Raw genomic sequence first — 24821 nt, forward strand, 5'->3', positions numbered from 1 at the left:
TTTTTTTGCTTTTTTAATAGGTTTTTTCAATATTATGGGCGAATAATTTCCAAATTGTAGCTGTCGAAGCTTTTTCGGTCGGCTGGTACCTTAAACTCAAATTTGAACGGGCTATTTTTAGGAATACGTTCAATTCGTGCCAGACTTTCGATTAGGTATTCGGATGGTGACAGCATATAGGTGGTGGTGATCACACCATTGTCTTTTAGGTCTAGACGTAATAGCGGCATCGCCAGACTGCGATCATGATAATTGATTAGCTCACCGCTAAACTGGGTCTCATTCTTGCCTAATGCGGTGACTTTGACTTTTTTGGTGTTAATTAGGTTGTAATGTTCTTCCATGCTGGAACAGTTCAGCACATCACACACGGCATGAAAGGCCGTACTCATGACATGGCTGTTTTTTAAGTACTGCGGATTAAACCAGAAGAACTGGAAAATTAGGAAAGCTAGCAGAACAATATTAATAAAAGTCCAACCTGCATAACGCAACACCGAACGGCGGTTTTCATCATCCAGATTATCTTCCCAGTTCATAGCCGGAAGGGCACTGATGGGTTCAGTGCTAAAATAGTTGAGATTGTTCAGATAGGTTTTTAGGTCGATATTAGAGTTTTCGACCTTTTCATCAAAGATGTGCAGCAGGTTGTCCTGACGAGATGGAATTTTGCTGTTATACAGTTCCGGATCAAAATCGGATTCCAGAATCTTGCGTGGTGCATCAGGATCGGTTTCTGGAACTGTTGTGGTAGCTGATGCTGGAGTATCAGTCACCAGATGGGAAAGAGCATTAAAAGACGTGGAACATTTGGGACAACAAACCATACCCTGTGCAATGGTTAGCTGAGCAACCGTTACTTTGTAGATGGTGGAACAAGTCGGGCAGAGGGTTCGTTTGTCACTCATACATTTACGCTTTTTTAGTCCTTATGGCGTTTACCTGAAATACGGCACCAGTATTCATCTCGTTTTTCGACTTCTAATATATCAAAATGATTTGAGTAAATGCTAGTAACATCAGCAACTTGTTCTTCAATTACCCCAGCCAGTGCAAATTCACCTTCCGGTTTAACCAGTTCGGCAAAATGCGGTTCCAGCATCATCAGTGGTCCAGCAAGGATGTTAGCGACAAAAACATCTGCCTTTAATGCGCCGATTTCTTCATTAAACTCTTCTGGTAAGCCCACGTATAAACGATCCAGCACACCATTCAGTTCAGCATTCTGTTGGGTTGCCAATACTGCTTGCGGGTCGATGTCAGTGGCATATGCTTTTTTCGCACCTAAAAGCAGTGCAGCAACTGCCAGAATACCTGAACCACAACCGTAGTCGATCACAATCTTGTCTTTGACATCAGTTTTACCTAGCCATTGCAGGCACAAGAAAGTTGAAGCATGGTTACCTGTACCAAAGGCCAGACCTGGATCCAGCTTGATATTGACTGCATCGGCTTCCGGTGCTTCCATCCATTCCGGTACGATCCAGAATTTTTCAGAAATCTGGATTGGCTCGTAAGCATCCATCCAAGTGCGTTCCCAAGCCTGGTCTTCCAAAAACTCGTGACGGATCGGTGCCTCAGGTAGCTGGGCACGAATAAAAGTTTCCAGTGCGGCCACATCGATTTCATCTTCGTCATCCTCTTGGGCATAGATTCCGGTGACAATGACTTTATTCCACAGTGGTGTTTCACCTGGAAGCGGTTCCAGTAAATCCTGATTTTCAGCATCGTCCAGGGTCACACTGACAGCACCCAGCGAGCTAAGCAATGTTTCAGTGAAATCAACCTGAGCTTGATCAACCGTAATATGAATTTGTAACCACTTCACAGAAATAACCTTATGTATATCTTTTTCAAAAAGCTATTGTAGCGGAACTCGCTGGACTTGTGCTGCAAGTTTGCTGAGCAGATGTAAATAAAAAAAGGAGATATAAAATCTCCTTAAATACTGATGAATAGTTATCTAATCCAAACTTGGTAAGGCTTTCTGCACCTGAAGCGGTGCCAAACGATTCAGTAACAGACCAAAAATCGCAGCGAAAATATACATAAATATGGAATAAACAGCAGCAGGCATGGCAACTGTAGAGCTACCAATCACTGTTAAGGCAATGGTCATTGCTAGTGTGCTGTTATGAATGCCAATCTCGAAAGCACTGGCTCGTGCCTGAGCACTATTGATCTTCAGCATACGTGGTACTAGATAGCCAATACTTAGGCTTAGCATACAGAATAAGGCAGTTGCGAGACCAATCTGAGTGAGATATTCACTGATATTCGCTCGTTCCTTAACGATGGCTGCAATGATAATGAGTACCAGAAAAGTCACGGCAAAGATACGTAAAGGCTTATTTAGCCTCTCAGTAATACCAGGTGCATAGTGGCGAGTTAGCATGCCGATTCCAACTGGAATTAATATGATTGCAAATACCTGTAAAATCTTACTGAACTGTAAGCCAATCTGTTGGCTGTCCTGCATAAAGTGCATGATCGAGAAATTTACAATCAAAGGCAGGGTAATTGCAGCAATCACTGAATTAATCGCAGTTAAGGTAATGTTGAGTGCCAGATCACCTTTAAACAGATAGCTGAACAGATTGGCAGTACTGCCACCAGGAGAAGCAGCGAGCAGCATCAGCCCAACTGACAGTAATGGTGTTAAAGCAAAGAGCTTACATAAGGCAAAGGCGATGCCAACCAGCAGGATGAGCTGGCAGCAAAGTGCAATCAGCACTGCTTTTGGATGGCGGCTGACCCGGGCAAAGTCTTTTAAGGTCAGTTCAAGGCCGAGTCCCATCATGATGACTGCCAATGCCAGCGGCAGTAAAATTGTAATTATTCCAGAATCCATCTGTATGCTCCTGATCGATTATTTTTTCTTATTGTTGATTGAGCATACAGGCAGGAAACGGATTTTTATATTTGTAGTTACAAATCTGATAAATGTTGTTCAGATTTTTGATAGGCGTGTTGCTGTTTACTGATAAAAAAGCCAAATAGTGTGGCAAAGAAATACATCACAATCGTATAAATGCCGGCCGGTACTGCAATCATAGTATTTCCAAGGACAGAAATAGCGACTGTGATCGCGACAGCGGTATTGTGAATGCCGACTTCAAAAGTACAGGCACGTGCCTGACGATCTGGAATGCCGAGCAATAAAGGCAGGCAATAGCCAATAAACAGGCTGCTAAAGCAGAAAATCACCGCTGCGATACCGATACTGTGGAAGTATTCGAGCAGATGGAAACGCTCCCGTACGATGGTAAACAGGAATAAGGCGATTAGGAAGCTGATGGCGAGGATACGCATCGGACGGCTAACAGTGATGGATAGTTTAGGGTACTTTTCTCGTAATGCCATACCCAGCAGTACTGGGATCAGAATGATAAAGAACACCTGAACCATTTTTTCTACTGGCATACTGACCTGATCTTCGCTGCCCAAAAAGAACAATAAAGACAGTTTGATAATAAAAGGTAAGGTAAAAATGGAAAGTACGGTATTAATCGTGGTCAGGGTAATGTTGAGGGCAACATCGCCTTTATATAAGTAGCTAAACAGATTGGCGGTTGGGCCGCCTGGAGACGCTGCAAGCAACATCATGCCCATAGCCAGCAGCGGCGGAAGCTGAAGCACGATACAGATCAGGAAGGCCAGACTGGTCAGTAAAACCAGTTGGGTGAATAAGGCAACAAAAATAACTTTGGGATATTGGACGACGCGTATAAAATCCTTGATGCGTAATTCCAGACCCAGCCCCATCATTAAAATTGCCAGCAAAACTGGCAGTAAAAAGACAAAAAATACCGAATCCATTTCAATATCCTTTTTATTATAGGATCTTCGTCTTAGATTCGAGTTTAACTTAAATACTTAAATAATCAATATAAAATGGGCAAAACCCTCGGTCTTGCCCATTAAAGTGATAAGTGGTATAGAAGCGTTTATTTTGGACGTGGCGGGGTAAAGCCGAGGGCACATTTACCCTGCATTTCCTGACCATTGATGGTTGCAGTTCCTGTACCAGATCCCTCCTGGCATGCGGTATAGATTTCTGCTTCTGTACCGGTTAAAGCATTTTTATCGTTGGAGAAGAACTGCGGCTCGCAGGTTCCGTTCCAGATAATGCCACGGTATGGGAAGCTGACGGCCTGACCCGTAGATTTGCCTTTACAGACTTTCTGGTACAGATCCGGGTTATAAACTTTTTCAACCTTATCATTTGCAGTTGCCATACCTGTAACTGACATTGCACCGAGCATTATTGAAAATAATAATTTCTTATCCATGTATTTCACCTTTTTTCTCGCGGAGCATCAAAGTTACATATTAGAAAATATGACTGCTCAAACAATATGCATCAGGTAACAAATAGAGTAGATATGTATTGATTTTTCAATGTTTTGCTAATTAATGAAAGATTAAGTGACTATTAAGAATCATTATAAAAACAAGAAATGTGAAGGATGAATTAATTCCACTGAATTTGTCAACTTTAAGCTGAAATTTGCTATAATGCTCAGCTATCCATTTTTCTATCTCTCTAATTACCACTATGCACTATCCTAAAGTATATGATGTCATTGTTATCGGTGGCGGTCACGCAGGTACGGAAGCAGCATTGGCTGCAGCACGTATGGGCCGACAGACTTTACTCTTAACTCATAACATTGAGACTTTAGGGCAGATGAGCTGTAACCCGGCGATTGGTGGTATTGGTAAATCGCATCTGGTACGCGAAATTGACGCATTAGGCGGTGCGATGGCTTTGGCTGCCGATAAAGGCGGTATTCAGTTCCGTATCTTGAACTCTCGTAAAGGCGCTGCAGTACGTGCCACTCGTGCGCAGGCAGACCGAGTACGCTATAAAGCAGCGATTCGTCATATGCTGGAAAACCAGTCCAATCTGGACATTTTCCAGCAAGCTGCAGATGACCTGATCGTAGAAGGCGATACAGTTAAGGGTGTTGTGACCCAAATGGGTATCCGCTTTGATGCGAAAACTGTTGTGCTGACTGCCGGTACATTCTTAGGCGGTGTGATTCACATCGGTCTGAACAATGCTTCAGGTGGCCGTGCAGGCGATCCTCCTTCAATTTCCCTGGCACACCGTCTACGTGAATTGAAATTGCCAGTGGGTCGTCTGAAAACTGGTACTCCACCACGTATTGACGCGCGTTCAGTTGATTTTTCTGTCATGACGCCACAGCCAGGTGATTTCCCATCACCAACCATGTCATTCATGGGTGATGTATCGATGCACCCGGAACAGGTGAACTGCTATATCACACATACCAATGAACGTACGCACGAGATTATCCGTGGTGGGTTGGACCGTTCACCAATGTACACCGGTAAGATTGAAGGTGTAGGTCCACGTTACTGTCCTTCGATTGAAGACAAGATTCATAAATTTGCCGATAAAGACTCGCACCAGGTATTCCTTGAGCCAGAAGGTCTGGATACGCATGAGCTTTATCCAAATGGTATTTCAACTTCATTGCCATTTGACGTTCAGTTTGAGCTGGTACGTTCGATCCGTGGTATGGAGAATGCACATATTCTGCGTCCAGGTTATGCAATCGAATACGATTACTTTAATCCGCAAGCACTGAAATTTACGCTTGAAACCAAAGCGATCAATAACCTGTACTTCGCTGGCCAGATCAACGGTACAACAGGTTATGAAGAGGCAGGTGCACAAGGTTTGTTAGCTGGTCTGAACGCTGCACGCCGTGCATGGGATCAGGAACAATGGACACCGAAACGTGATGAAGCGTACATGGGTGTACTGGTTGATGACCTGATTACTTTAGGTACCAAAGAGCCGTACCGTATGTTCACCTCACGTGCGGAATACCGTTTGATGTTGCGTGAAGACAACGCGGATCAACGTTTAACACCAATCGGCCGTGAATTGGGTCTGGTGGATGACGAACGCTGGGCAGCTTACTGTGAAAAAATGGAAGCGGTTGAACGTGAAACTGGTCGTCTGCAACACCTTTGGGCGGCGCCAAACAATCCAATGGGTAAAAAATTCATTGAAATGACGGGTGCTGATCTTTCTAAAGAGTGTTCTGCGATTGATTTGCTGAAACGTCCAAATATTACATTTGCCCAAATTGCTGAATTGACCGGTTCTGAAGTCTCTCAACAAGTTGGTGATCAGATTGAGATTGCGGTGAAATATGAAGGTTATATCAACCGTCAGCACCAAGACGTGGCACAAATGAAACGTCTGGAAGAAACCAAGATTCCTGCAGATTTTGATTATGATGCAGTGTCTGGTCTTTCTCGTGAAATTACTATGAAGTTGAAACAGGTTCGTCCGGAAACGCTGGCGCAAGCAAGCCGTATTCCAGGAGTAACTCCTGCAGCAGTTCAATTAGTGATGATTACTATTCGTAAGAATGCCAATACCAAGAAATCTGCTTAAGATTTTGAGGTGAAAAGGCCCGCATTATGCGGGCTTTTTTATGGCATAAAAAGTTCACGATTGTTATGAGCTATGGTTTGATAATAAATAACTTTAATAAACATAACTAATTGAAAATAAATTAAAAAATAATTTAGTTATAGCCAATTTAACTTATTTTTAGATCTTTTATGTCTTAAATTTAGCGAATTTTCATCATTTTATCTTTCACTGGTCAGACCATGGTCTGTCTATGTTGCTGCCCCATATAAGAGGAAAATCTTGACCAATAAGATTGGTATTAATAAATAGAGGGTGAGCATATGGCAAATATACGCTCTGAAAAATTACAAAAAATTCTAACTGTTTTCCTGTGTTTCTGGGTCGCTTTCTTTGAAGGTTTTGACCTGCAGGCACCGGGAATTGCAGCGAAAGGTATCGCAACGAGCTTCGGTCTCGATCAGGTACAAATGGGCTCTGTGTTTAGCCTAGGGGTATTTGGTATGCTCTTTGGTGCTTTCTTTGGAGGCCGTATCGCTGATTACTTAGGTCAGAAAAAGGTGCTGATGCTGTCGATTCTGATCTTTGGTATTTTTATGAGTATCACAGCATTAGCACCGAATGACACGATTCTTTATGTTGCACGTTTCCTGACTGGTCTGGGCTTAGGTGCTGCGATGCCAACCATGATCTCAGTGGTTGGTGCGGAAGCGAGTGAAGCCAACCGGGGTAAACTGAACAGCTTAATGTATTGTGGTCTGCCAGTAGGTGCGATCTTTGTTGCGGGTCTGGCGACTTTTATTAAAGACATTCCATGGCAAACCTTATTCCTGATTGGTGGTATTGCACCATTGGCATTGCTGCCTTTTATGGGCTGGATTCTACGCGATAAGAAAAAAGAAGTTGTGGCAGAAGTACAGGCAAATACTGAAGTGCCATCTATGGCAAAAGTACTGTTTGCCGAGCAGCGCTATAAGCAGACACTGCCACTGTGGCTGAGTTTCTTCTTTACCTTAATGATTAACTACATTCTGATCAGCTGGTTACCAAACCTGTTGATGGAACAGGGGCTGGAAAAACAGCAAGCCTTTATGATTATGATGCTGTTCCAGGTGGGGGCTGTAGTGGGTACGCTAGGCATGGGTTATCTGCTAGACCGTCTTAAACTCTGGCAAATGGCAATTATTATTTATACTGGTCTGTTGGTAGCAATCGTGACGCTGTTTACCACAACTTTAATTCCATTGCTGATTTTTGCAGGGATTTTAGGTGGTATCTTCTCGACTGGTGGTCAGTCCATTCTGTATGGTATTTCGCCAATCTTCTATTCCAATGCTGGCAAGGTAACTGGTGTGGGAAGTGCGATTTCACTCGGTCGTTTAGGTGCAATGACTGGGCCATTATTAACTGGGAAAATTCTGGCATTGGGTTTGGGCACAACTGGTATTCTGATCGCCAGTGCACCGGGTGTGATTCTGTCTGCCGTTGCAGTGGCTGCATTGTCTACCTATAAAGCCAATCATAAGTAATCTACTTACTGATTGTTATGACTGAAAAGCCCGCATCATGCGGGCTTTTTATAGTTGAATATAGCAGAGGTTTAAATTAAGAGAAGTATTTGAAGATTTTGCTAGAATAAGGCCAGTTAACTTATTTGATTTTCAATATGTCATACCAACTCATCGAACTCGACGTTCAAGCCACAGACAATATTGCTTGTCCACATTGCCAGCAGCTGATTATTAACTGGCAGGAAGAACAGTATATTCAGCCATGTGAACATACTTTATTTATTGCCATGGATATTGGCTTTGAATACATCACTGATGAGTTTGAGCAGACCATGCAGCACACGGTGGATGATCTGCATGCCAATGATGATCAGCTGAATATGTTTGCAGAACTGACTGCCAGCAGCTATCCGGAATTTATCATTATGAAATCAGATTTGGGTGCGGCTGGTTATTTTCGTTATATCGGACTTACGGCTTAAAGCTAAAAATAAAAAAGCGCCAAATCAGATGGCGCTTTTTTATGAGATTCAAATGAAAGCTTAACCTTCAACTTCTTCTACTTCATCGTCATCAGCACTGTCCATACCGAGTTCTTTTAGCTTACGGGTCAGGGTATTGCGGCCCCAGCCAAGCAGTTCAGCAGCATGACGCTTACGACCACGGGTTTGTTGCAGGGCAGCATTAATCAGGGTGCGTTCAAACATTGGTGTCGCGATGTCGAGAATTTTCATCTCACCATTTTTCAGTTTTTGAATCGCCCATTGACCCAGTAATTCATCCCAGTGATGCGGTGCAATCTGGTTGAGGTTCGGAATTGGTGTGCCGTTGTCCTGAGGTAGAGGAATTTGTTTCAGTTCAGGTGGCAAGTCTTCAGGATAGACTTCACGACCGGTGATCATGACGGTTAACCAGCGGCAGGTGTTTTCCAGCTGACGAACGTTCCCTTGCCAAGGCAGCTTCTGCATATATTCCTTGGTTTCTGGACGCAGAATTTTTGGATTCACACCCAGTTCCTTACCAGCACGAGCCAGGAAGTGTTCTGCCAGCATTGGAATGTCTTCAGAACGATGCGCCAGTTTAGGAATATGAATACGAATCACGTTCAGACGGTGATACAAGTCTTCACGGAAGCGGCCATCATGTACCAGCTTTTCCAGGTCTTGGTGGGTTGCAGCGACGATACGTACATCCACTTTTACCGGAACATGACCGCCGACGCGGTAGAACTCTCCATCAGCCAGGACACGTAACAAACGGGTCTGGGTTTCAAATGGCATATCGCCGATTTCATCCAGGAACAGTGTGCCGCCATTGGCCTGTTCAAAACGGCCTTGGCGTTGCGTATTGGCACCGGTAAACGCGCCTTTCTCATGGCCAAATAATTCAGTCTCGATCAGGTCTTTTGGAATTGCTGCCATGTTTAGGGCAATAAACGGTTTATTGCTACGTGGCGAGTGGCGATGCAGGGCATGCGCGACTAGTTCCTTACCAGTACCAGATTCACCATTAATCAGCACGGTAATATGTGACTGTGACAGACGGCCAATGGCACGGAATACTTCCTGCATGGCAGGAGATTCACCGATGATCTCGGTAGATTGAATGGCAGGAACAGTTTTGGCAGATTCCTGTTGTTGCAGTTTGGTGATGTGCAGGATCGCACGATTCACCAATGCCAGAGCTTCATCAATATCAAATGGCTTCGGTAGATATTCAAATGCACCAGTTTGATAGCTGGATACTGCAGATTCCAGATCCGAGTGTGCTGTCATAATAATGACCGGCAGGTCTGGATAGCTGTTTTTGACTTTACTTAAGAAAGTCAGGCCATCAATTCCTGGCATACGGATATCGGTCAGGATCACATCTGGCGCATCTACGCTCAGCTGATCGAGCGCTGACTGAGCTTCTTCAAAGCTGGTGACGTCGAAACCTTCTTCTTTAAATGTTTTTTCTAGTACCCAACGCATGGCACGATCGTCATCAATGACCCATATTTTATTTCGCGACATGATCTGACTCCCAAGGTAAAAATAGGCTAAATACGGTTTTTCCTGGAACTGACTGGCATTCAATCATTCCGTTATGTTGATGCATAATATTTTGAGCAATACTCAGACCGAGACCGGTTCCTTTGGCACGGCTGGTCACTAGTGGGTAGAACACTGATTCAATAATGTCTTCCGGCACACCTGGACCATTGTCCTGGATGTCGATGCGCACTACAGAGCGGTGAATTGCCCCATTAATGGTATAGAGACGTTGAATCCGAGTTCTTAAGATCAGTTCTGGCTGATGCTCGATAAAGAAGTCTTTATTTTCTGTCATGGCCTGAACGGCATTGACACAGATATTCAGCATGACCTGAATCAGCTGGTCGCGATCCGCCAAAACTTCTGGCAAGGATAGGTCGTAGTCCCGGGTAATTTTGATTTTCTTTTTGGTCTGGTTGGCGATCAGTGAACGCACACGTTCCAGTGGTTCATGTACATTGACTAATTCATAACTTGGTAGCTGACGTGAACCAAGCATGGTGTCGGCCAGATTCCGAAGGCGATCGACTTCATTGATAATAATGTCAGTGAATTCTTTGTATTTTGGATCGTCCAGGCTACGGGCCAGCAATTGGGTTGCGCCGCGGATGCCGCCGAGCGGGTTTTTAATCTCGTGAGCAACACCGCGAATCAATTGGCGCGCAACCTGATGCTGCTGAATATAGTTTTCCTCGCGAGAAATTTTCAGCATACGGTCGCGCTGGTTCAGCTCGATTAGTAGTAAAGGGTGGGTGGGTTTACCGGTATTGAGCAGGGAAACTGTGTAATCCACATGAATGTCTTTAAAGTTGACAATAATGGTTGCTTCACGGCGGGTATAAGGTTGTCCGGTATGCAGCGTGTTATACAGGGACTCTTTTGTCTTAAACTCATCCGTCGGCGCTTGTAAAATATTAAGTACTGGCGTGCCAGATGCGCGCAAAAGACTGATATCGAACATGGCTTCGCAAGCCGTGTTTAGATAGTAGATATTCAGGTTACTATCGACCAACATAATGGCAGTGGTGAGATTGTCCACCAGTAAGCGATAGTCGATAGAAATAGGCTGATCCATTAGCGGTGGTTTTCCTGTATTAAAATAGCGCAATGGCATCTTCATAAAGCAAAAAACAAAATCTTAAGTTCTCATTTGATGCACATTAAGCAAAATGCACGCCAACTTTTGAAAATTTCCCTAAAATATTGCAGGGAATCGGGAGAGTAGTTATGAGGATACCGGTTTTATTAATGATATAGCCGAGTTAAATTGACCTGTAAAGCAGAATTGTTCTAATTTGGTGCACTCATAATTATATTGAATATTTTATGGCTTTATTTTGGTGCTTGACGCAAACAGTCGCCATTTCAACTGTTTTTATGCTGCGAAAAGACATACAATACGCGCATTCTAGTGGAGCGCAGATTCATGAAATCCCCCAAAGTCGGTTTTGTTTCTTTAGGTTGTCCTAAGGCATTGGTTGATTCCGAGCGAATTCTTACTCAGTTAAAAACTGAAGGTTATGATGTGGCATCAGATTATGATGGCGCGGATTTAGTAGTAGTTAATACCTGTGGTTTTATTGAATCTGCAGTACAAGAGTCTTTAGACGCCATTGGTGAAGCGATGAGCGCGAATGGTCGCGTGATTGTTACTGGCTGTCTCGGTAAAGATGAAGATAAGATTCGCCAGATGCACCCGAATGTCCTGAAAGTGACCGGTGCTGCGGCATATGAAGAAGTGATGGATGCGGTGCATGAATATGTTCCTGAACCACCAAAACACAATCCATTTATTGACCTAGTACCTGAGCAAGGCATTCGTCTTACTCCAAAACACTATGCTTACCTGAAAATTTCGGAAGGCTGCAACCATCGTTGCACATTCTGTATTATTCCAAGCATGCGTGGTGATCTGGTATCCCGTCCGGTCGGTTCCGTGCTGGAAGAAGCGGCTGCATTAAAACGTGCGGGCGTCAAAGAAGTACTCGTGATCTCTCAAGATACTTCTGCTTACGGTGTGGATACCAAGTACAAGCTGGATTTCTGGAACGGTCAGCCGGTTAAAACCAAATTCTATGATATGTGTGAAGCACTCGGTCAACTCGGTATCTGGGTGCGTCTGCATTATGTTTACCCATATCCACACGTGGATGCAGTGATAGATCTGATGGCACAAGGCAAAATCCTGCCTTATCTGGATATTCCATTCCAGCACGCCAGCCCGAAAATTCTGAAGCTGATGAAACGTCCAGCACACAGTGAAAATACACTGGAGCGTTTAAAAGTATGGCGTGAGAAATGCCCTGAGCTGGTCATTCGTTCTACATTTGTAGTGGGCTTCCCGGGTGAAACCGAAGAAGACTTCCAGATGCTGTTAGACTGGCTACAAGAAGCACAGCTGGATCGTGTAGGTTGCTTTACTTATTCCCCAGTTGAAGGTGCAGCAGCGAACGACTTGCCAGATCACGTGCCTGAAGAAGTGAAGCAGGAGCGTTATGAACGTTTCATGCAGGTACAACAAGCCATTTCAGCAGCCAAACTGCAAAAACGCATTGGCCAGAAAATGACAGTACTAGTAGATGATCTGGAAGAAGAATTCCCGGTTGCTGTGGCACGTTCTTATGCAGATGCACCTGAAATTGATGGTAATGTATTTGTTGAAGATATTGATAAGAGCCTGATCAAAGCAGGTGATTTGCTTGAAGTCGAAATTACAGATGCAGACGAATATGACCTGTTTGCAAAACTGATTTCGATTAAATCAGCTTAATACTTAGATAAAATTAAATGAAATAATTTGGAGTTTGATGATGTTGGATTCTAAAAAGCCGCGTTTTGGCCGTATTTTGCTGAAACTTTCAGGCGAAGCACTTGCAGGCAACAAGGATATGGGTATTGATGCCCAAATCCTGGACCAGATGTCTCTATCAATTGCTCACCTGGTTGGCCTAGGTGTACAAGTGGGTATTGTTGTGGGTGGCGGTAACCTGTATCGAGGAAGCCAGTTGCAAAAAGACGGTCTGGTTGGTCGTGTAACCGGTGATCAGATGGGTATGCTAGCAACTGTGATGAACGGTCTGGCGCTACGTGATGCACTGGTACGCCGTAATATCAAGACACGTTTGCTGTCAGCGCTGCCAATCGGCACTGTTGTAGAATCATACTCTAGCCGTGATGCGATCCGTCACCTGACTCGTGGTGAAGTGTGTGTATTCGTTGCCGGTACTGGTAACCCGTTCTTTACTACGGATACAGCAGCTTGCCTGCGTGGTATTGAAATCGAAGCGAATCTGATCCTGAAAGCGACTAAGGTTGATGGCGTTTATAACAAAGATCCAAGCAAATACGAAGATGCAGTGAAATACGATTCATTGACATTTGATCAGGTGCTGGATGAAAAACTAGGGGTGATGGATTTAACAGCAATCTGTCTGTGCCGTGACCACAACGTACCGCTGCAAGTATTCGATATGAATAAGTCTGGTGCTTTATTGTCCGTTGTGATGGGTGAAAATGAGGGTACTCACGTCACCAATTAATGACGTGAGGCTCGAAGCCCTTTATACTAGTTCCCGATTTAGCTTTTACATTTTTTAGAATTAAGTAAGGAAGATCATATGATTAACGATCTTAAAAAAGACGCAGAAGACCGTATGAACAAGTCACTTGACTCGTTGGAACATGGTTTTGCAAAAGTTCGTACTGGACGTGCACATCCATCCATTCTGAACGGTGTTATGGTTCCTTACTATGGCTCAGATGTGCCATTGAACCAGGTTGCTAACATTGGTGTTGAAGATTCGCGTACATTACTGGTTCAACCATTCGAACGTACAATGGTTGCAGCAATTGACAAAGCGATCCGTGAATCTGATCTAGGCTTGAACCCAATTACGGCTGACGCGATTCGTGTACCAATGGCAGCACTGACAGAAGAAACCCGTCGTGACATGCAGAAAATTGCGCGTAATGAAGCTGAAAATGCTAAAGTTGCGATTCGTAACATTCGCCGTGATGTGTTGGGTGACATCAAAGCTCTATTGAAAGAAAAAGAAATTTCTGAAGATGAAGAGCGTCGTGCATCTGATGAAATCCAGAAAATTACCGATAAATATGTTGCAGAAGTGGACAAACGTCTGGCTGCAAAAGAAGCTGAATTGATGAAGGTCTAATTCATCAATGACCCATCCTGAAGAAAGTACCCGTCTTCCAAGACATGTTGCCATCATCATGGATGGCAACAACCGTTTTGCCAAAAAAAATCAGATGCAAAAAGGTGAAGGACACCGTGAAGGGAAAACTGTCCTTGATCCGATTGTCGAACACTGTAGAAAAAGAAATATTCAGGCCTTAACTGTATTCGCATTTTCGAGTGAAAACTGGAACCGTCCACAGTATGAAGTGGACCTACTCATGAAATTGCTTGAAGACACAATTCATGAACAGTTGCCGCGCATGGAAAAATTCAATATTGCCTTACGCTTTATCGGCGATCGCAGCCGTTTATCTCCTGAACTGCAAGCTTTAATGTTGCAAGCTGAGGAAAGGACTGCTAAGTTCGATAGCATGACCCTGACCATTGCCGTGAGTTACGGCGGTATGTGGGACATGGCGCAGGCTGCGAAACGCATTGCCGCGGATGTTTTAACAAATAAATTAGAACTTGATGCAATTGATACTGAAGTTTTTGGTCAATATGTAAGTCTGAGTGATTTACCCCCTGTGGATCTGTTGATTCGTACCGGTGGTGATTTCCGTTTATCCAATTTCCTGTTGTGGCAGGCAGCATATGCGGAACTGTATTTCACTGATACCTTATGGCCAGAATTTACCATTGAAGAGCTGGATGATGCCTTTGCGGTCTTTGGTGGGCGCGAACGCCGTTTTGGCAAAACTTCAGAACAGATTCAGCAAGAGAAACTTGAGAATTAATACATGTTAGAGCGGATTATAACCGCATTGGTATTGGTGGCTGTTGTACTGAGTTGTATGTTTGCCACCACATCTTATTACCCAATGTTTGTGTTGATGGTTGTCGCTGCAGGCGTTGCCGGTTATGAGTGGTTCAAGCTCATGCCACGCCAGGGAAGAAAAGTGCTCAAGCCAGTTGCATGGGGTTATGGCTTGCTCACCGCAGTTCTTTCAGCACTTGCACTTCATTTTAATGATATGTCGATGCTGCTCTGGATTGCATCGATTCTGACCTGGATTTTAAGTATTTACTGGGTCAAATCCTATCCAGAATATGATGGCTGGTACAATCCAAGCTTGTATGGAATCGGCGTCATCCTGATTTCTGCTGCCGTCACAGCTATCTATTCAGTCTGGGATAGTTCACCTTGGTGGCTGATGTACTTGTTCCTGTTGGTTTGGGGCGCAGATAGCGGTGCTTATTTTGTTGGTCGTAAATTTGGCAAGAAAAAACTGGCACCAAGTGTCAGCCCAAACAAATCAGTTGAAGGTTTGTATGGGGGTATCCTGACTTCGATGTTGATTGTCATTACAGTGGCATTACTTTACCTGGATATCAGTATTCCAGAGCTGATTTTGTTTCTGATTTTGTCAGTATTAACCGTATTTAGTTCTGTCTTGGGCGATCTGTTTGAATCCATGATCAAACGTCGCGCAGGCATTAAAGATTCGGGTCGTATTCTGCCAGGTCATGGTGGTGTATTGGACCGAATTGATTCTCTCCTCGCTGCAGCACCGATCTTTGCTGCTGGCATGTATGTTTTAAAATTAATTGGCGTAGATTTATAGATGTCACAAGCTGTTTGTATATTGGGTGCTACAGGTTCCATTGGTCAAAGTACTTTAAAGATCCTGCAGCGACATCCTGAAGCCTACAGCGTATTTGCTGTGACTGCCCAAAGCCGCATTGCGGAACTGGTTGAGATATGCAAGAAGTTCCGACCGAAAGTTGCTGTGGTGCCAGCGTCCAGAGTGGATGAGCTGGCACAATTACTTAAACAGCATCAATTATCTGAAATTGAAATCCTGCAGGATGAAGCTGGGCTGATTGCGGTTGCTGAACATCCAGAAGTGGATGTAGTGATGGCTGCGATTGTTGGTGCAGCAGGCTTGTTGCCGACGTTAGCTGCTGTAAAAGCGGGTAAGCGTGTGCTGCTAGCTAATAAAGAAGCTTTGGTAATGTCGGGTGACATCATGATGCAAGCCGCCCGTGACCATGGTGCTTTATTGCTTCCAGTGGATTCCGAGCACAATGCTATTTTTCAGTGTTTACCAGCCAATTATTTCGAAGCTGAACGTAATGGAAAACCAAAACTGGGCGTACAGCAGATTCTACTGACTGCCTCTGGTGGGCCATTTCTGAACCATACGCTTGAACAGCTTAAAATGGTGACACCAGCCCAAGCTTGTAAACATCCGAACTGGTCCATGGGTCAAAAGATCTCAGTTGATTCGGCGACTTTGATGAACAAAGGCTTGGAACTCATTGAAGCCTGTCATTTATTTGCGGTAAAAGAACAATTTGTTACAGTGGTGGTGCATCCACAGAGTATTATTCACTCCATGGTTCAATATGTAGATGGTTCAACTTTGGCACAAATGGGTAATCCGGATATGTGTACGCCGATTGCACATGCGTTGGCTTGGCCGGAGCGGATTAGCACGCATGTTGCACCACTGGATATGTTTATCCACTCTCAATTGAATTTTCAGCAACCGGATACTCAGCGTTTTCCTGCACTGAAACTAGCCCGTCAGGCCATGCAGCAAGGCGGAATTGCACCCGCGATTTTGAACGCAGCCAATGAAATTGCCGTGGCAGCTTTTCTAAATGAAAAAATTGCTTTCACTCAAATTCCTCAGGTGGTTGAACATACGCTAAATTCGATGGACAATCAGACAGCAGATCAGCTGGATGTGATTCTTCAGGCTGACCAGCAGGCGCGTGATATTGCACGTCAATTTGTTGTAAATAAAGGAAGTTAATCCATGAACGCCTTGTTTATTATCGCAGCTGCAATACTGTTATTGGGTCCGCTCATTGCGATTCATGAATTTGGACACTACTTTGTAGCGCGTAAACTGGGCGTGAAGGTGCTGGTTTACTCGATTGGCTTTGGCCCAACCGTATTAAAATGGACGTCGAAAAAATCCGGGATCAATTACCAGTTATCCGCTTTGCCATTTGGTGGCTATGTGAAAATGCTGGATGAGCGTGAAGGTAATGTCCCTGAGCAAGATTTGCTGAAAGCATTTAACCGTCAGCATCCATGGAAGCGTATTGCCATTGTCGCTGCTGGCCCACTGATCAATCTTTTCTTTGCAGTGATCCTGTTCTGGATTCTGTTTCTGCCGGCTCAAGAGCAATTAAATACCCGTGTTGGTCAAGTCCTGCCAAATACGCCTGCTGCTACGGTACAAATGCAGCAAGGTGACAAAATTGTTGCGGTGGATGGAACACAAGTCAGCACGTGGGAAAAACTGAACTATGCACTGGTCGACCGTGTCGGTGAAACTGGGCAGATTACAATTCAGGCTGAGCGTGATGGACAGGTCAAAAACTTTAATCTGCCGATTCAGAACTTCCTGAAAGATCAATCACAATCTCCACTCGATGTATTAGGCTTCATCCCATATCGTCCTGAGATTCCGGCAGTAGTATCCAAACTCAGTGAAGATGGCGCAGCTATTCGTCAAGGGATGAAAGAAGGTGACAAGATTGTTGCCATTGACGGTAAGTCAATGCAGAACTGGTACGATGTGGTACAGGTGGTACAGGTATCTCCAGAAAAATTACTGAAAATTGACGTATTACGTAATGGTCAGGTGGTGCACTTACAGGTGATGCCGCAGGCAAAACGCGACAATATGGGGAATGTGACTGGTATGCTGGGTGTACAAAGCGACCCAGGTAAAATCACCATTCCTGCAGAATATAAACAAACGATTCAATACAGTCCGACCGAAGCATTGGTGATGGCCTTTGACAAGACGGCACAGCTGTCGTCCATGATCCTGAACTCGATCGTGAAAATGGTACGTGGTCTGATTGGTCTGGATAATTTATCTGGTCCGATCACGATCGCGAAAGTAGCGGGCCAAAGTGCAGAAATGGGTTGGCAAACTTTTATTTCCTTTATGGCACTAATGAGTGTAAGTTTAGGGATATTGAATTTACTGCCGATTCCAATGCTTGATGGCGGACATTTGGTTTACTATTTTATTGAATTATTGCGTGGTAAACCTGTTTCTGAACAAATACAATTGGTTGGCTTAAAAATTGGTATGGTATTGCTGGGTAGTATGATGCTACTGGCTCTATTTAATGATTTTATGCGTTTATAACAACGTAGATGGAATAAATTAACAAGCGGAAAAGACTGGCATGCAGCACACACATTTATTTATGCCTTTGGCACTCGTTAGTGCTATGGCAGTTGCACAACAAGCATATGCAGCAGATGAATTCACAGTAGAAGATATAAAATTTGATGGATTGGTCCGCCTAACTCCTGAAAATGTGTCTGGCTTAGTGCCAATCAATAGTGGTGATCGGGTTAATGATCCGATCATCGCGAATGCGATCCGCAGTCTGTATGCTTCAGGCTTGTTCGATGATATAAAAGCTACTCAGGTCGGTAATACACTGGTGTTTCAGGTAGTTGAACGTCCGGTCATTTCCAAGATCGAACTGAAAGGCAATAAGCTAATCCCGAAAGAAGCTTTGGAAGAAGGCTTGAAAAAAATGGGACTTGCTGAAGGTGAAGTTCTGAAAAAATCTGCATTACAAACAGTTGAAACCGAGCTTGAACAGCAATATATGCAGCAAGGTCGTTATGATGCAGATGTGACAGTAAAAACCACAGCAAAGCCAAACAACCGTGTTGATCTGCTAATCGAGTTTGTTGAAGGTAAAGCAGCCAAAGTCTTTGATATCAATATCATTGGCAATACGGTTTTTAAAGAAGATGAGATTAAACAGGCTTTTGCAATCAAGGAAAGCTCCTGGAACTCGGTAATTTCGCGTAACGACCGCTATGCACGTGAGAAAATGGCGGCGAGTCTTGAATCACTGCGTGCGATGTATCTGAACCGTGGCTATATCAACTTTAATATCAATAATTCAAGCTTAAACCTGAGCGAAGATAAAAAGCATGTTTTTATTGAAGTATCTGTAGATGAAGGTGAACAGTTCAAGTTCGGTGAAACCAAATTCTTGGGTGATGCACTATATTCGACTGATGAACTGAAAACTCTGCAGCTCTATAAAAATGGTGAAATCTATTCACAAGAAAAGGTAAATGCTGTTAAGCAATTGTTACTGCGTAAATATGGTAATGCAGGCTATTACTTTGCTGAAGTGAATATTGTCCCTGAGATTAATAAAGAAACCAAGTTAGTTGACCTTAACTATTATATCAATCCCGGTCAACAGGTGACTGTGCGTCGTATTAACTTCAGTGGTAATAGCAAAACCGCTGATGAAGTGTTACGTCGTGAAATGCGCCAAATGGAAAGTGCGCTGGCAAGCAATGAAAAAATTGACTTGTCTAAAGTCCGTCTGGAGCGTACCGGTTTCTTTAAAACCGTAGATATTAAGCCAGTGCGTATTCCTGGTTCACCAGACCAGATTGATCTGGATGTAAAAGTTGAAGAGCAACATTCAGGGACTAGTACCTTAGCAGTCGGTTTCTCGCAAAGTGGTGGTGTAACTTTCCAAGCCGGGCTAAGCCAGACGAATTTTTTGGGTACAGGTAACAGCGTTTCGATTGATCTGTCACGTTCTGAAACTCAAGACTATTATAACCTAAGTGTAACTGATCCATACTTCACCATTGATGGTGTTCGTCGAGGTTATAATCTGTACTACCGTAAAACCAAGTTAGATGATGACTATAACGTTAATAACTATGTTACAGATAGCTTAGGTGGAGGTATTAGCTTCGGTTATCCAATTGATGAAAATCAGAGTTTGAGTTTTGGTTTAAATATTGATCAGACAGAAGTAACTACAGGACCTTATGTTTCTACCTATGTGCGTGATTATTTGTTAGCGAATGGTGGTAAAGATACGGCACGTGGAGATGTATGTTTAGGAACGTACAAGACTATTTACGACGATAAAGGTACTCCAATTGGTTTAGAATGTGAGGGTGAAATTATTCCAGATGTACCAAATGCATTTGAGGGTGATTTCTTAACTTATAACTTAAATTTGGGATGGTCATATAACACCTTAAACCGTCCAATATTTCCTACTACCGGTATCTCGCATCGTGTGAATGGTGAAATTGCTTTACCGGGAAGTGATGTTGAATATCAGAAAGTCACTTATGATGCAAATGTTTACTTCCCATTAGGCAAGAATTTCGTGGCTCGTGGTTATGGTAAGTTGGGTTATGGTAATGACCTTCCATTCTATAAAAACTTCTATGCAGGTGGCTTTGGTTCAGTACGTGGTTATGAAAACAGTACACTCGGGCCAAAATACCCGAGTGTGATATCGAATAACAATCGTAATTATGATTACGATCCTGAAGAAGTGGGTGGTAATGCTTTAGTACAGTTTGGTGCTGAATTGGCACTCCCAGTACCATTTAAAGGAGATTGGGCGCGTCAGGTCCGTCCAGTGCTATTTGCTGAAGGTGCACAAGTTTTTGATACAAACTGTGATGTTCCAAATGGTGATGTTTACGATAAAAACGGTGATGCAATTAATGCCAAGAAATATTGTAAAGACAACTTTGGCTTTGATTTAGGTAATATGCGTTATAGCGTAGGTGCTGGCTTTACCTGGATTACCATGATTGGTCCATTATCATTGAGTTATGCATACCCATTGAATGAAAAAGATGGTGATGATACCAAGAATATCCAGTTTGAGATTGGTCGTACTTTCTAATAGTATTGAATACATTTGATATTTTCTGGCCTTGTAAAATGACAATTCAATGTTATTTGCAAGGCCATTTTTATAGATAGCCTTTTAATTTAATAGAGAATTAATGATGAAAAAAATGATGATGGTTGCAGGTATTGCTGCAGCAAGTTTGACCTCAATGACGCAGGCTGCAGGTATTGGTGTGATCGATTTAGAACGCGTTGTAGAAAACAGTACCTATCTCAAACAGCAAAATACTGCTTTTCAGCAAAAGATCAAACCGCAAAGCACCAAGCTTGAACAGCTGAATCAGGAGTTGCAAGCGATTCAACAACGTGCTCAAGCCAATCCTAAAATGAGTGAAGCGGACAAGAAAAAACTGAGCGATCAGTATCAAGCTAAATTCAAGGAACTGGAACAGTTGCAACAGTCTGTTCAAAGCAGTGCACAAAATTCAATCCAACAGATTCGTTCAGTTTTTGATAGCCGTATCAAACAAGTTGCTGAGCAATTACGTCAAGAGAACAAGTTGGATGCGGTTTTGAATAAAAATAGCGCACTTGCCTATGACGCTAAGTATGATTTAACTGATAAAATGATTCAAAAGGTTAATGCAATTAAATAATTCAATGAATCATCAACAGTTTCAATTAGCTGACCTTGCTCGTCTGGTTCAAGGCGAGTGTGTAGGTCAGGCAGATTTGCAGTTAAGAGGCTTGGCGAGTCTTGAACATGCAACTTCTCAAGATCTGGCATTTGTCAATGTAGATAAATATCTGGAACAAGCACAAAACAGTCAGGCCGGTGCACTGATTGTCACCGCTGAACTAAAAGCACAGCTAAGTTCACATCAGAATTTTATTGTCGTCGCAAATCCTTATCTGGCTTTTGCTATCCTGACTCATGTCTTTGAGAAAAAGCAAACTCAGCGCGGGATCGAAAGCACGGCTCAGATTCATCCTTCAGCAGTTATCGCAGAAGATGCCTACATTGGTCACTATGTCGTGATTGGTGAGAACTGTGTGGTGGGTTCCAATACCATTATCAATTCACATGCTCAAATTGATGATGGTGTCGAAATTGGTAAAGACTGCTTTATCGATGCGCATGTCACGCTAACAGGTGAAACCAAAGTGGGTGATCGTGTACGGATCCATGCTAATACTGTGGTCGGTAGTGAAGGTTTTGGCTTTGCACCTTATCAAGGGAAATGGAACCGTATTGCTCAATTAGGTTCCGTTCGTATTGGTGATGATGTACGTATCGGTTCAAACTGTAGTATTGACCGTGGCGCACTCGATGACACAATTTTAGAAAATGGTGTCATTATTGATAATCTTGTGCAAATCGCGCATAACGTTCATATTGGTGAAAATACTGCCATTGCTGCTACCTGTGGTATTGCAGGTAGTACTACGATTGGCAAAAACTGTATCCTTGCAGGTGCTTGTGGTGTGGCAGGGCATCTACATATCACTGATAATGTAACATTGACCGGAATGTCAATGGTGACAAATAACATTACAGAGCCAGGGACCTATTCTTCAGGTATGGGTTTATTGCCAAATCAACAATGGAAACGCACGGTTGTTCGCTTGAGACAATTAGCAGATGTGCCATTGACCCAGGTAATGAAACGCCTTGATCATATGCAATCTCAAATTGAGTCCATTGAATCAACATTTAAGTTGCGTAAATAATTATGATGACAGAATCGAATATGCCTACATTCACGAAGCCTGAATTGCCAATGAATATTCAAACGATTCGTGAATATTTGCCTCACCGTTATCCATTCTTGTTGGTGGATCGAGTTGTAGATATCACTGATAATGGCATCGTAGGTTATAAAAACGTCTCAATTAATGAAGAGTTTTTGCAGGGCCATTTCCCGAATTACCCGATCATGCCAGGCGTGCTGATTGTTGAGGCATTAGCACAGGTCTCTGGTATCCTTGGTTTTGTCATGAACAATGAGACTCCGAAAGAGGGCTCTTTGTTCCTTTTTGCTGGTGCAGAGAAGGTTCGATTTAAAAAACAGGTGGTTGCTGGCGACCAATTGGTGCTTAAATCTGAATTAGTGATGCAAAAGCGTGGCATTTACAAATATAATTGTATAGCCACAGTGGATGGCGTAGTCGCAACAACCGCGGAAATCATGATTTCCCATCTGAAAGTCGAGCAGGCATGAGTAATAATCCCCTAATTCATCCAACAGCCATCATTGATGCATCTGCAGTGATCGCACCAGATGTACAGATTGGTCCTTATTGTATCATTGGGCCAAATGTCACGATTGGTGCTGGTACTAAATTGCATTCGCATGTTGTGGTAGGTGGTTATACACGCATTGGCGAGCATAATGAGATTTTCCAGTTCGCGAGTGTTGGTGAAGTCTGTCAAGACCTGAAATATGCGGGTGAAGAAACCTGGCTGGAAATTGGCGACTATAACAAGATTCGTGAACATTGCAGTCTGCACCGCGGTACGGTTCAGGATCATGGCCTTACCAAGATTGGTAGTCATAACCTGCTCATGGTGAATACGCATATTGCGCATGACTGTATGGTCGGTGATCACAATATCTTTGCCAATAACGTCGGTGTAGCAGGTCACGTGCATGTCGGCAATTATGTGGTTGTTGGTGGTAACTCAGGTATCCACCAGTTCTGTAAGATTGATTCTTATAGCATGATCGGGGGTGCATCCCTGATTCTGAAAGATGTTCCTGCTTACGTGATGGTTTCAGGTAATCCAGCACATGCATTTGCCATGAATGTAGAAGGCATGCGTCGTAAAGGCTGGTCAAAAAATGTGATCAATGGTCTGCGCGAAGCATTCAAGCTGATTTATAAAGCCGGTTTGACCACGCAGGAAGCGATTGAAAAAATCCGTAACGAGATTTTACCAGAAGTGGCTGAAGCTCAGTTGCTGATTGATTCTCTGGAACAGTCGAAACGCGGTATTGTGCGTTAATAAATTGCCCGTAATAAAAAAAGACACCCAATGAGGTGTCTTTTTTATATCTGAAATATTTTATTTAAAGAATTTGGCTTCTTCAGATTGTGGGTAGTTCTTGAGTAAGCGAGATTTGTACTGTGCTGCCAAAGTTGAATTCTTTTCGACTTCCTGGCTCAAATTATAAAGCTGATATAGCGCCCGTGCAGCTTTGGCCGAGTTGGGATATTGATCAGCTACAATTCCATAGTTTTTTTTTGCTTCATTGAAATTAGGTGGATCAATCGAAAGATTAAACTCAGCTAACCAGAAATGAGCATTGCTGATATAAACACTGTTTGGATTGTGTTTAATGAAGTTTTGCATTGGTGCAATGGCTTTGGCTGCCCCGCCATTTTTATACGCATCTAAGGCAACCGTATAGGCTGCCTTTTCTGCTTCAGTCGGTTGAGCAGAAGATGCAGAAGTTTGTGTATTTTGGCTTAGCTTGCCGTTGCCTGACCCTGAACTGGGTGCAGTATCCTGTTGATTATCCTGCTCAGTTGCTTCAGTTTCTTGCGGATCAACTTTTTGTTGCAGTAATTCCAGACGTTGGTCCAGATCGGCATAGCGGTTGGCCAGTTCATTTTTCAGGGTCTGGATTTCGTTATCCTGTTCTTCAATCTTGCCACGTAAACTACGAATGTCATTTTCCAGTTGCTGGTTTTTTTGTAGCAATTGCCAGCTCATATTGGTTTGCACGGGCACGTCTGCACCAGATGGGAGGGCTGGCGGAGTAGATGCAAGTGCTGGATTGCTACTGCCTTGGCTCAGGCCGCGTGATTCGATCGGAACATTGGCAAAGAGTGGGGTAGTACAGAGCATGCTCAAGGCGCACAAGATATGCTTTTTCAACATCATCCATTTTCCATGTTGTATTGAGTTAACCGCTGATCAAGACGACTAATCAAATAAATTATTTAATATAATGTTTCACATTTAAAACGTCCTTCACGGGAATTGCAACATGCATTTACAAAGTTTGGCGGAGTTTTGACTGGAAATTT

Annotated in this window: 23 protein-coding genes; 15 read left to right on the top strand and 8 right to left on the bottom strand. The window is 43.3% G+C overall.

Annotated features, from left to right (window positions below; all coding sequences use genetic code 11):
• Window positions 1-32: 32 nt before the first annotated feature.
• The 5 genes from ABEF84_RS06515 to ABEF84_RS06535 all read right to left on the bottom strand — a co-directional run bounded on the left by ABEF84_RS06515 (window position 33) and on the right by ABEF84_RS06535 (window position 4292).
• Window positions 33-908: a DUF3426 domain-containing protein gene (locus ABEF84_RS06515; RefSeq protein WP_347456299.1), complete on the bottom strand. Its 876-nt coding sequence runs from the start codon at window positions 906-908 to the stop codon at window positions 33-35.
• 14 nt (window positions 909-922) lie between these two features.
• Window positions 923-1828 (bottom strand): 50S ribosomal protein L11 methyltransferase, encoded by a 906-nt coding sequence (gene prmA / locus ABEF84_RS06520; RefSeq protein ID WP_347453943.1) that lies wholly within the window; start codon window positions 1826-1828, stop codon window positions 923-925.
• A gap of 135 nt (window positions 1829-1963) precedes the next feature.
• On the bottom strand, window positions 1964-2851 hold the full coding sequence (locus ABEF84_RS06525) for a bile acid:sodium symporter family protein (protein WP_347455745.1): 888 nt from the start codon (window positions 2849-2851) through the stop codon (window positions 1964-1966).
• A gap of 77 nt (window positions 2852-2928) precedes the next feature.
• A complete protein-coding gene (locus tag ABEF84_RS06530) occupies window positions 2929-3819 on the bottom strand; it encodes a bile acid:sodium symporter family protein (protein WP_347453945.1) in 891 nt (296 codons plus the stop codon).
• Between the two features lie 128 nt (window positions 3820-3947).
• Window positions 3948-4292 (bottom strand): hypothetical protein, encoded by a 345-nt coding sequence (locus ABEF84_RS06535; RefSeq protein WP_347453946.1) that lies wholly within the window; start codon window positions 4290-4292, stop codon window positions 3948-3950.
• Window positions 4293-4558: 266 nt separating this feature from the next.
• Here ABEF84_RS06535 and mnmG point away from each other — a divergent pair, with 266 nt between their 5' ends.
• The 3 genes from mnmG to ABEF84_RS06550 all read left to right on the top strand — a co-directional run bounded on the left by mnmG (window position 4559) and on the right by ABEF84_RS06550 (window position 8411).
• Window positions 4559-6439 (top strand): tRNA uridine-5-carboxymethylaminomethyl(34) synthesis enzyme MnmG, encoded by a 1881-nt coding sequence (gene mnmG, locus ABEF84_RS06540; RefSeq protein WP_347453947.1) that lies wholly within the window; start codon window positions 4559-4561, stop codon window positions 6437-6439.
• Between the two features lie 302 nt (window positions 6440-6741).
• Window positions 6742-7947 carry a 3-(3-hydroxy-phenyl)propionate transporter MhpT gene (gene mhpT / locus ABEF84_RS06545; RefSeq protein ID WP_347453948.1) on the top strand — a complete coding sequence of 402 codons (1206 nt, stop codon included), beginning with the start codon at window positions 6742-6744 and terminating at the stop codon, window positions 7945-7947.
• Window positions 7948-8084: 137 nt separating this feature from the next.
• Window positions 8085-8411, top strand: a complete 327-nt coding sequence (locus tag ABEF84_RS06550; RefSeq protein ID WP_347453949.1) for a hypothetical protein — start codon at window positions 8085-8087, stop codon at window positions 8409-8411.
• 60 nt (window positions 8412-8471) lie between these two features.
• On the opposite strand, the gene glnG is transcribed toward ABEF84_RS06550, so the two are convergent.
• Entirely contained in the window at window positions 8472-9944 is a 1473-nt protein-coding gene (gene glnG / locus ABEF84_RS06555) for a nitrogen regulation protein NR(I) (protein ID WP_347453950.1), read from the bottom strand.
• Window positions 9931-11040 (bottom strand): nitrogen regulation protein NR(II), encoded by a 1110-nt coding sequence (gene glnL / locus ABEF84_RS06560; RefSeq protein WP_347453951.1) that lies wholly within the window; start codon window positions 11038-11040, stop codon window positions 9931-9933. The genes glnG and glnL overlap by 14 nt, the downstream gene beginning before the upstream one ends.
• 351 nt (window positions 11041-11391) lie before the next feature.
• Here glnL and rimO point away from each other — a divergent pair, with 351 nt between their 5' ends.
• From rimO to lpxA, 12 genes are all read left to right on the top strand, one after another.
• Window positions 11392-12735, top strand: coding sequence for a 30S ribosomal protein S12 methylthiotransferase RimO (rimO, locus tag ABEF84_RS06565; protein ID WP_347453952.1), 1344 nt, complete (start codon window positions 11392-11394; stop codon window positions 12733-12735).
• Window positions 12736-12775: 40 nt separating this feature from the next.
• The gene (pyrH, locus tag ABEF84_RS06570; protein ID WP_034582480.1) at window positions 12776-13504 is read left to right on the top strand and encodes a UMP kinase; all 729 of its coding nucleotides are present in this window, start codon (window positions 12776-12778) and stop codon (window positions 13502-13504) included.
• Between the two features lie 78 nt (window positions 13505-13582).
• Window positions 13583-14137, top strand: a complete 555-nt coding sequence (frr, locus tag ABEF84_RS06575) for a ribosome recycling factor (protein ID WP_034582478.1) — start codon at window positions 13583-13585, stop codon at window positions 14135-14137.
• A gap of 7 nt (window positions 14138-14144) precedes the next feature.
• Complete coding sequence (gene uppS, locus ABEF84_RS06580; protein WP_347453953.1) at window positions 14145-14897, top strand: polyprenyl diphosphate synthase; 753 nt, start codon at window positions 14145-14147, stop codon at window positions 14895-14897.
• Between the two features lie 3 nt (window positions 14898-14900).
• Window positions 14901-15725 (top strand): phosphatidate cytidylyltransferase, encoded by an 825-nt coding sequence (locus ABEF84_RS06585; protein ID WP_347453954.1) that lies wholly within the window; start codon window positions 14901-14903, stop codon window positions 15723-15725.
• Complete coding sequence (gene ispC, locus ABEF84_RS06590; protein WP_347453955.1) at window positions 15726-16922, top strand: 1-deoxy-D-xylulose-5-phosphate reductoisomerase; 1197 nt, start codon at window positions 15726-15728, stop codon at window positions 16920-16922.
• A gap of 3 nt (window positions 16923-16925) precedes the next feature.
• Complete coding sequence (gene rseP / locus ABEF84_RS06595; RefSeq protein WP_347453956.1) at window positions 16926-18281, top strand: RIP metalloprotease RseP; 1356 nt, start codon at window positions 16926-16928, stop codon at window positions 18279-18281.
• Between the two features lie 85 nt (window positions 18282-18366).
• Entirely contained in the window at window positions 18367-20838 is a 2472-nt protein-coding gene (gene bamA, locus ABEF84_RS06600) for an outer membrane protein assembly factor BamA (protein WP_404798975.1), read from the top strand.
• Between the two features lie 106 nt (window positions 20839-20944).
• The gene (locus tag ABEF84_RS06605) at window positions 20945-21442 is read left to right on the top strand and encodes an OmpH family outer membrane protein (RefSeq protein ID WP_347454149.1); all 498 of its coding nucleotides are present in this window, start codon (window positions 20945-20947) and stop codon (window positions 21440-21442) included.
• Window positions 21443-21446: 4 nt separating this feature from the next.
• Window positions 21447-22517 carry a UDP-3-O-(3-hydroxymyristoyl)glucosamine N-acyltransferase gene (lpxD, locus tag ABEF84_RS06610; protein ID WP_347456846.1) on the top strand — a complete coding sequence of 357 codons (1071 nt, stop codon included), beginning with the start codon at window positions 21447-21449 and terminating at the stop codon, window positions 22515-22517.
• Between the two features lie 5 nt (window positions 22518-22522).
• Window positions 22523-23008 carry a 3-hydroxyacyl-ACP dehydratase FabZ gene (gene fabZ, locus ABEF84_RS06615; RefSeq protein ID WP_152598512.1) on the top strand — a complete coding sequence of 162 codons (486 nt, stop codon included), beginning with the start codon at window positions 22523-22525 and terminating at the stop codon, window positions 23006-23008.
• Window positions 23005-23793, top strand: coding sequence for an acyl-ACP--UDP-N-acetylglucosamine O-acyltransferase (lpxA, locus tag ABEF84_RS06620; RefSeq protein WP_347453959.1), 789 nt, complete (start codon window positions 23005-23007; stop codon window positions 23791-23793). Before fabZ ends, lpxA begins: the two co-directional genes overlap by 4 nt.
• A gap of 60 nt (window positions 23794-23853) precedes the next feature.
• Here lpxA and ABEF84_RS06625 read toward each other — a convergent pair whose 3' ends face one another.
• Complete coding sequence (locus ABEF84_RS06625) at window positions 23854-24675, bottom strand: YbgF trimerization domain-containing protein (RefSeq protein WP_347456818.1); 822 nt, start codon at window positions 24673-24675, stop codon at window positions 23854-23856.
• Between the last annotated feature and the right edge of the window lie 146 nt (window positions 24676-24821).

The organism is Acinetobacter sp. ANC 7912 (genome assembly GCF_039862785.1).
Lineage (GTDB): Bacteria > Pseudomonadota > Gammaproteobacteria > Pseudomonadales > Moraxellaceae > Acinetobacter > Acinetobacter thermotolerans.

What these genes read in the sequence shown, in the direction of transcription:
- ABEF84_RS06535 (WP_347453946.1), bottom strand. Translation starts at nt 4,292, where the DNA reads ATGGATAAGAAATTATTATTTTCAATAATGCTCGGTGCAATGTCAGTT.
- bamA (WP_404798975.1), top strand. Translation starts at nt 18,367, where the DNA reads ATGGCAGTTGCACAACAAGCATATGCAGCAGATGAATTCACAGTAGAA.
- rseP (WP_347453956.1), top strand. Translation starts at nt 16,926, where the DNA reads ATGAACGCCTTGTTTATTATCGCAGCTGCAATACTGTTATTGGGTCCG.
- ABEF84_RS06550 (WP_347453949.1), top strand. Translation starts at nt 8,085, where the DNA reads ATGTCATACCAACTCATCGAACTCGACGTTCAAGCCACAGACAATATT.
- frr (WP_034582478.1), top strand. Translation starts at nt 13,583, where the DNA reads ATGATTAACGATCTTAAAAAAGACGCAGAAGACCGTATGAACAAGTCA.
- fabZ (WP_152598512.1), top strand. Translation starts at nt 22,523, where the DNA reads ATGACAGAATCGAATATGCCTACATTCACGAAGCCTGAATTGCCAATG.
- mhpT (WP_347453948.1), top strand. Translation starts at nt 6,742, where the DNA reads ATGGCAAATATACGCTCTGAAAAATTACAAAAAATTCTAACTGTTTTC.
- ispC (WP_347453955.1), top strand. Translation starts at nt 15,726, where the DNA reads ATGTCACAAGCTGTTTGTATATTGGGTGCTACAGGTTCCATTGGTCAA.
- glnL (WP_347453951.1), bottom strand. Translation starts at nt 11,040, where the DNA reads ATGGATCAGCCTATTTCTATCGACTATCGCTTACTGGTGGACAATCTC.
- pyrH (WP_034582480.1), top strand. Translation starts at nt 12,776, where the DNA reads ATGTTGGATTCTAAAAAGCCGCGTTTTGGCCGTATTTTGCTGAAACTT.
- ABEF84_RS06525 (WP_347455745.1), bottom strand. Translation starts at nt 2,851, where the DNA reads ATGGATTCTGGAATAATTACAATTTTACTGCCGCTGGCATTGGCAGTC.
- lpxD (WP_347456846.1), top strand. Translation starts at nt 21,447, where the DNA reads ATGAATCATCAACAGTTTCAATTAGCTGACCTTGCTCGTCTGGTTCAA.
- glnG (WP_347453950.1), bottom strand. Translation starts at nt 9,944, where the DNA reads ATGTCGCGAAATAAAATATGGGTCATTGATGACGATCGTGCCATGCGT.
- ABEF84_RS06515 (WP_347456299.1), bottom strand. Translation starts at nt 908, where the DNA reads ATGAGTGACAAACGAACCCTCTGCCCGACTTGTTCCACCATCTACAAA.
- ABEF84_RS06605 (WP_347454149.1), top strand. Translation starts at nt 20,945, where the DNA reads ATGAAAAAAATGATGATGGTTGCAGGTATTGCTGCAGCAAGTTTGACC.
- lpxA (WP_347453959.1), top strand. Translation starts at nt 23,005, where the DNA reads ATGAGTAATAATCCCCTAATTCATCCAACAGCCATCATTGATGCATCT.
- mnmG (WP_347453947.1), top strand. Translation starts at nt 4,559, where the DNA reads ATGCACTATCCTAAAGTATATGATGTCATTGTTATCGGTGGCGGTCAC.
- ABEF84_RS06585 (WP_347453954.1), top strand. Translation starts at nt 14,901, where the DNA reads ATGTTAGAGCGGATTATAACCGCATTGGTATTGGTGGCTGTTGTACTG.
- uppS (WP_347453953.1), top strand. Translation starts at nt 14,145, where the DNA reads ATGACCCATCCTGAAGAAAGTACCCGTCTTCCAAGACATGTTGCCATC.
- ABEF84_RS06625 (WP_347456818.1), bottom strand. Translation starts at nt 24,675, where the DNA reads ATGATGTTGAAAAAGCATATCTTGTGCGCCTTGAGCATGCTCTGTACT.
- ABEF84_RS06530 (WP_347453945.1), bottom strand. Translation starts at nt 3,819, where the DNA reads ATGGATTCGGTATTTTTTGTCTTTTTACTGCCAGTTTTGCTGGCAATT.
- rimO (WP_347453952.1), top strand. Translation starts at nt 11,392, where the DNA reads ATGAAATCCCCCAAAGTCGGTTTTGTTTCTTTAGGTTGTCCTAAGGCA.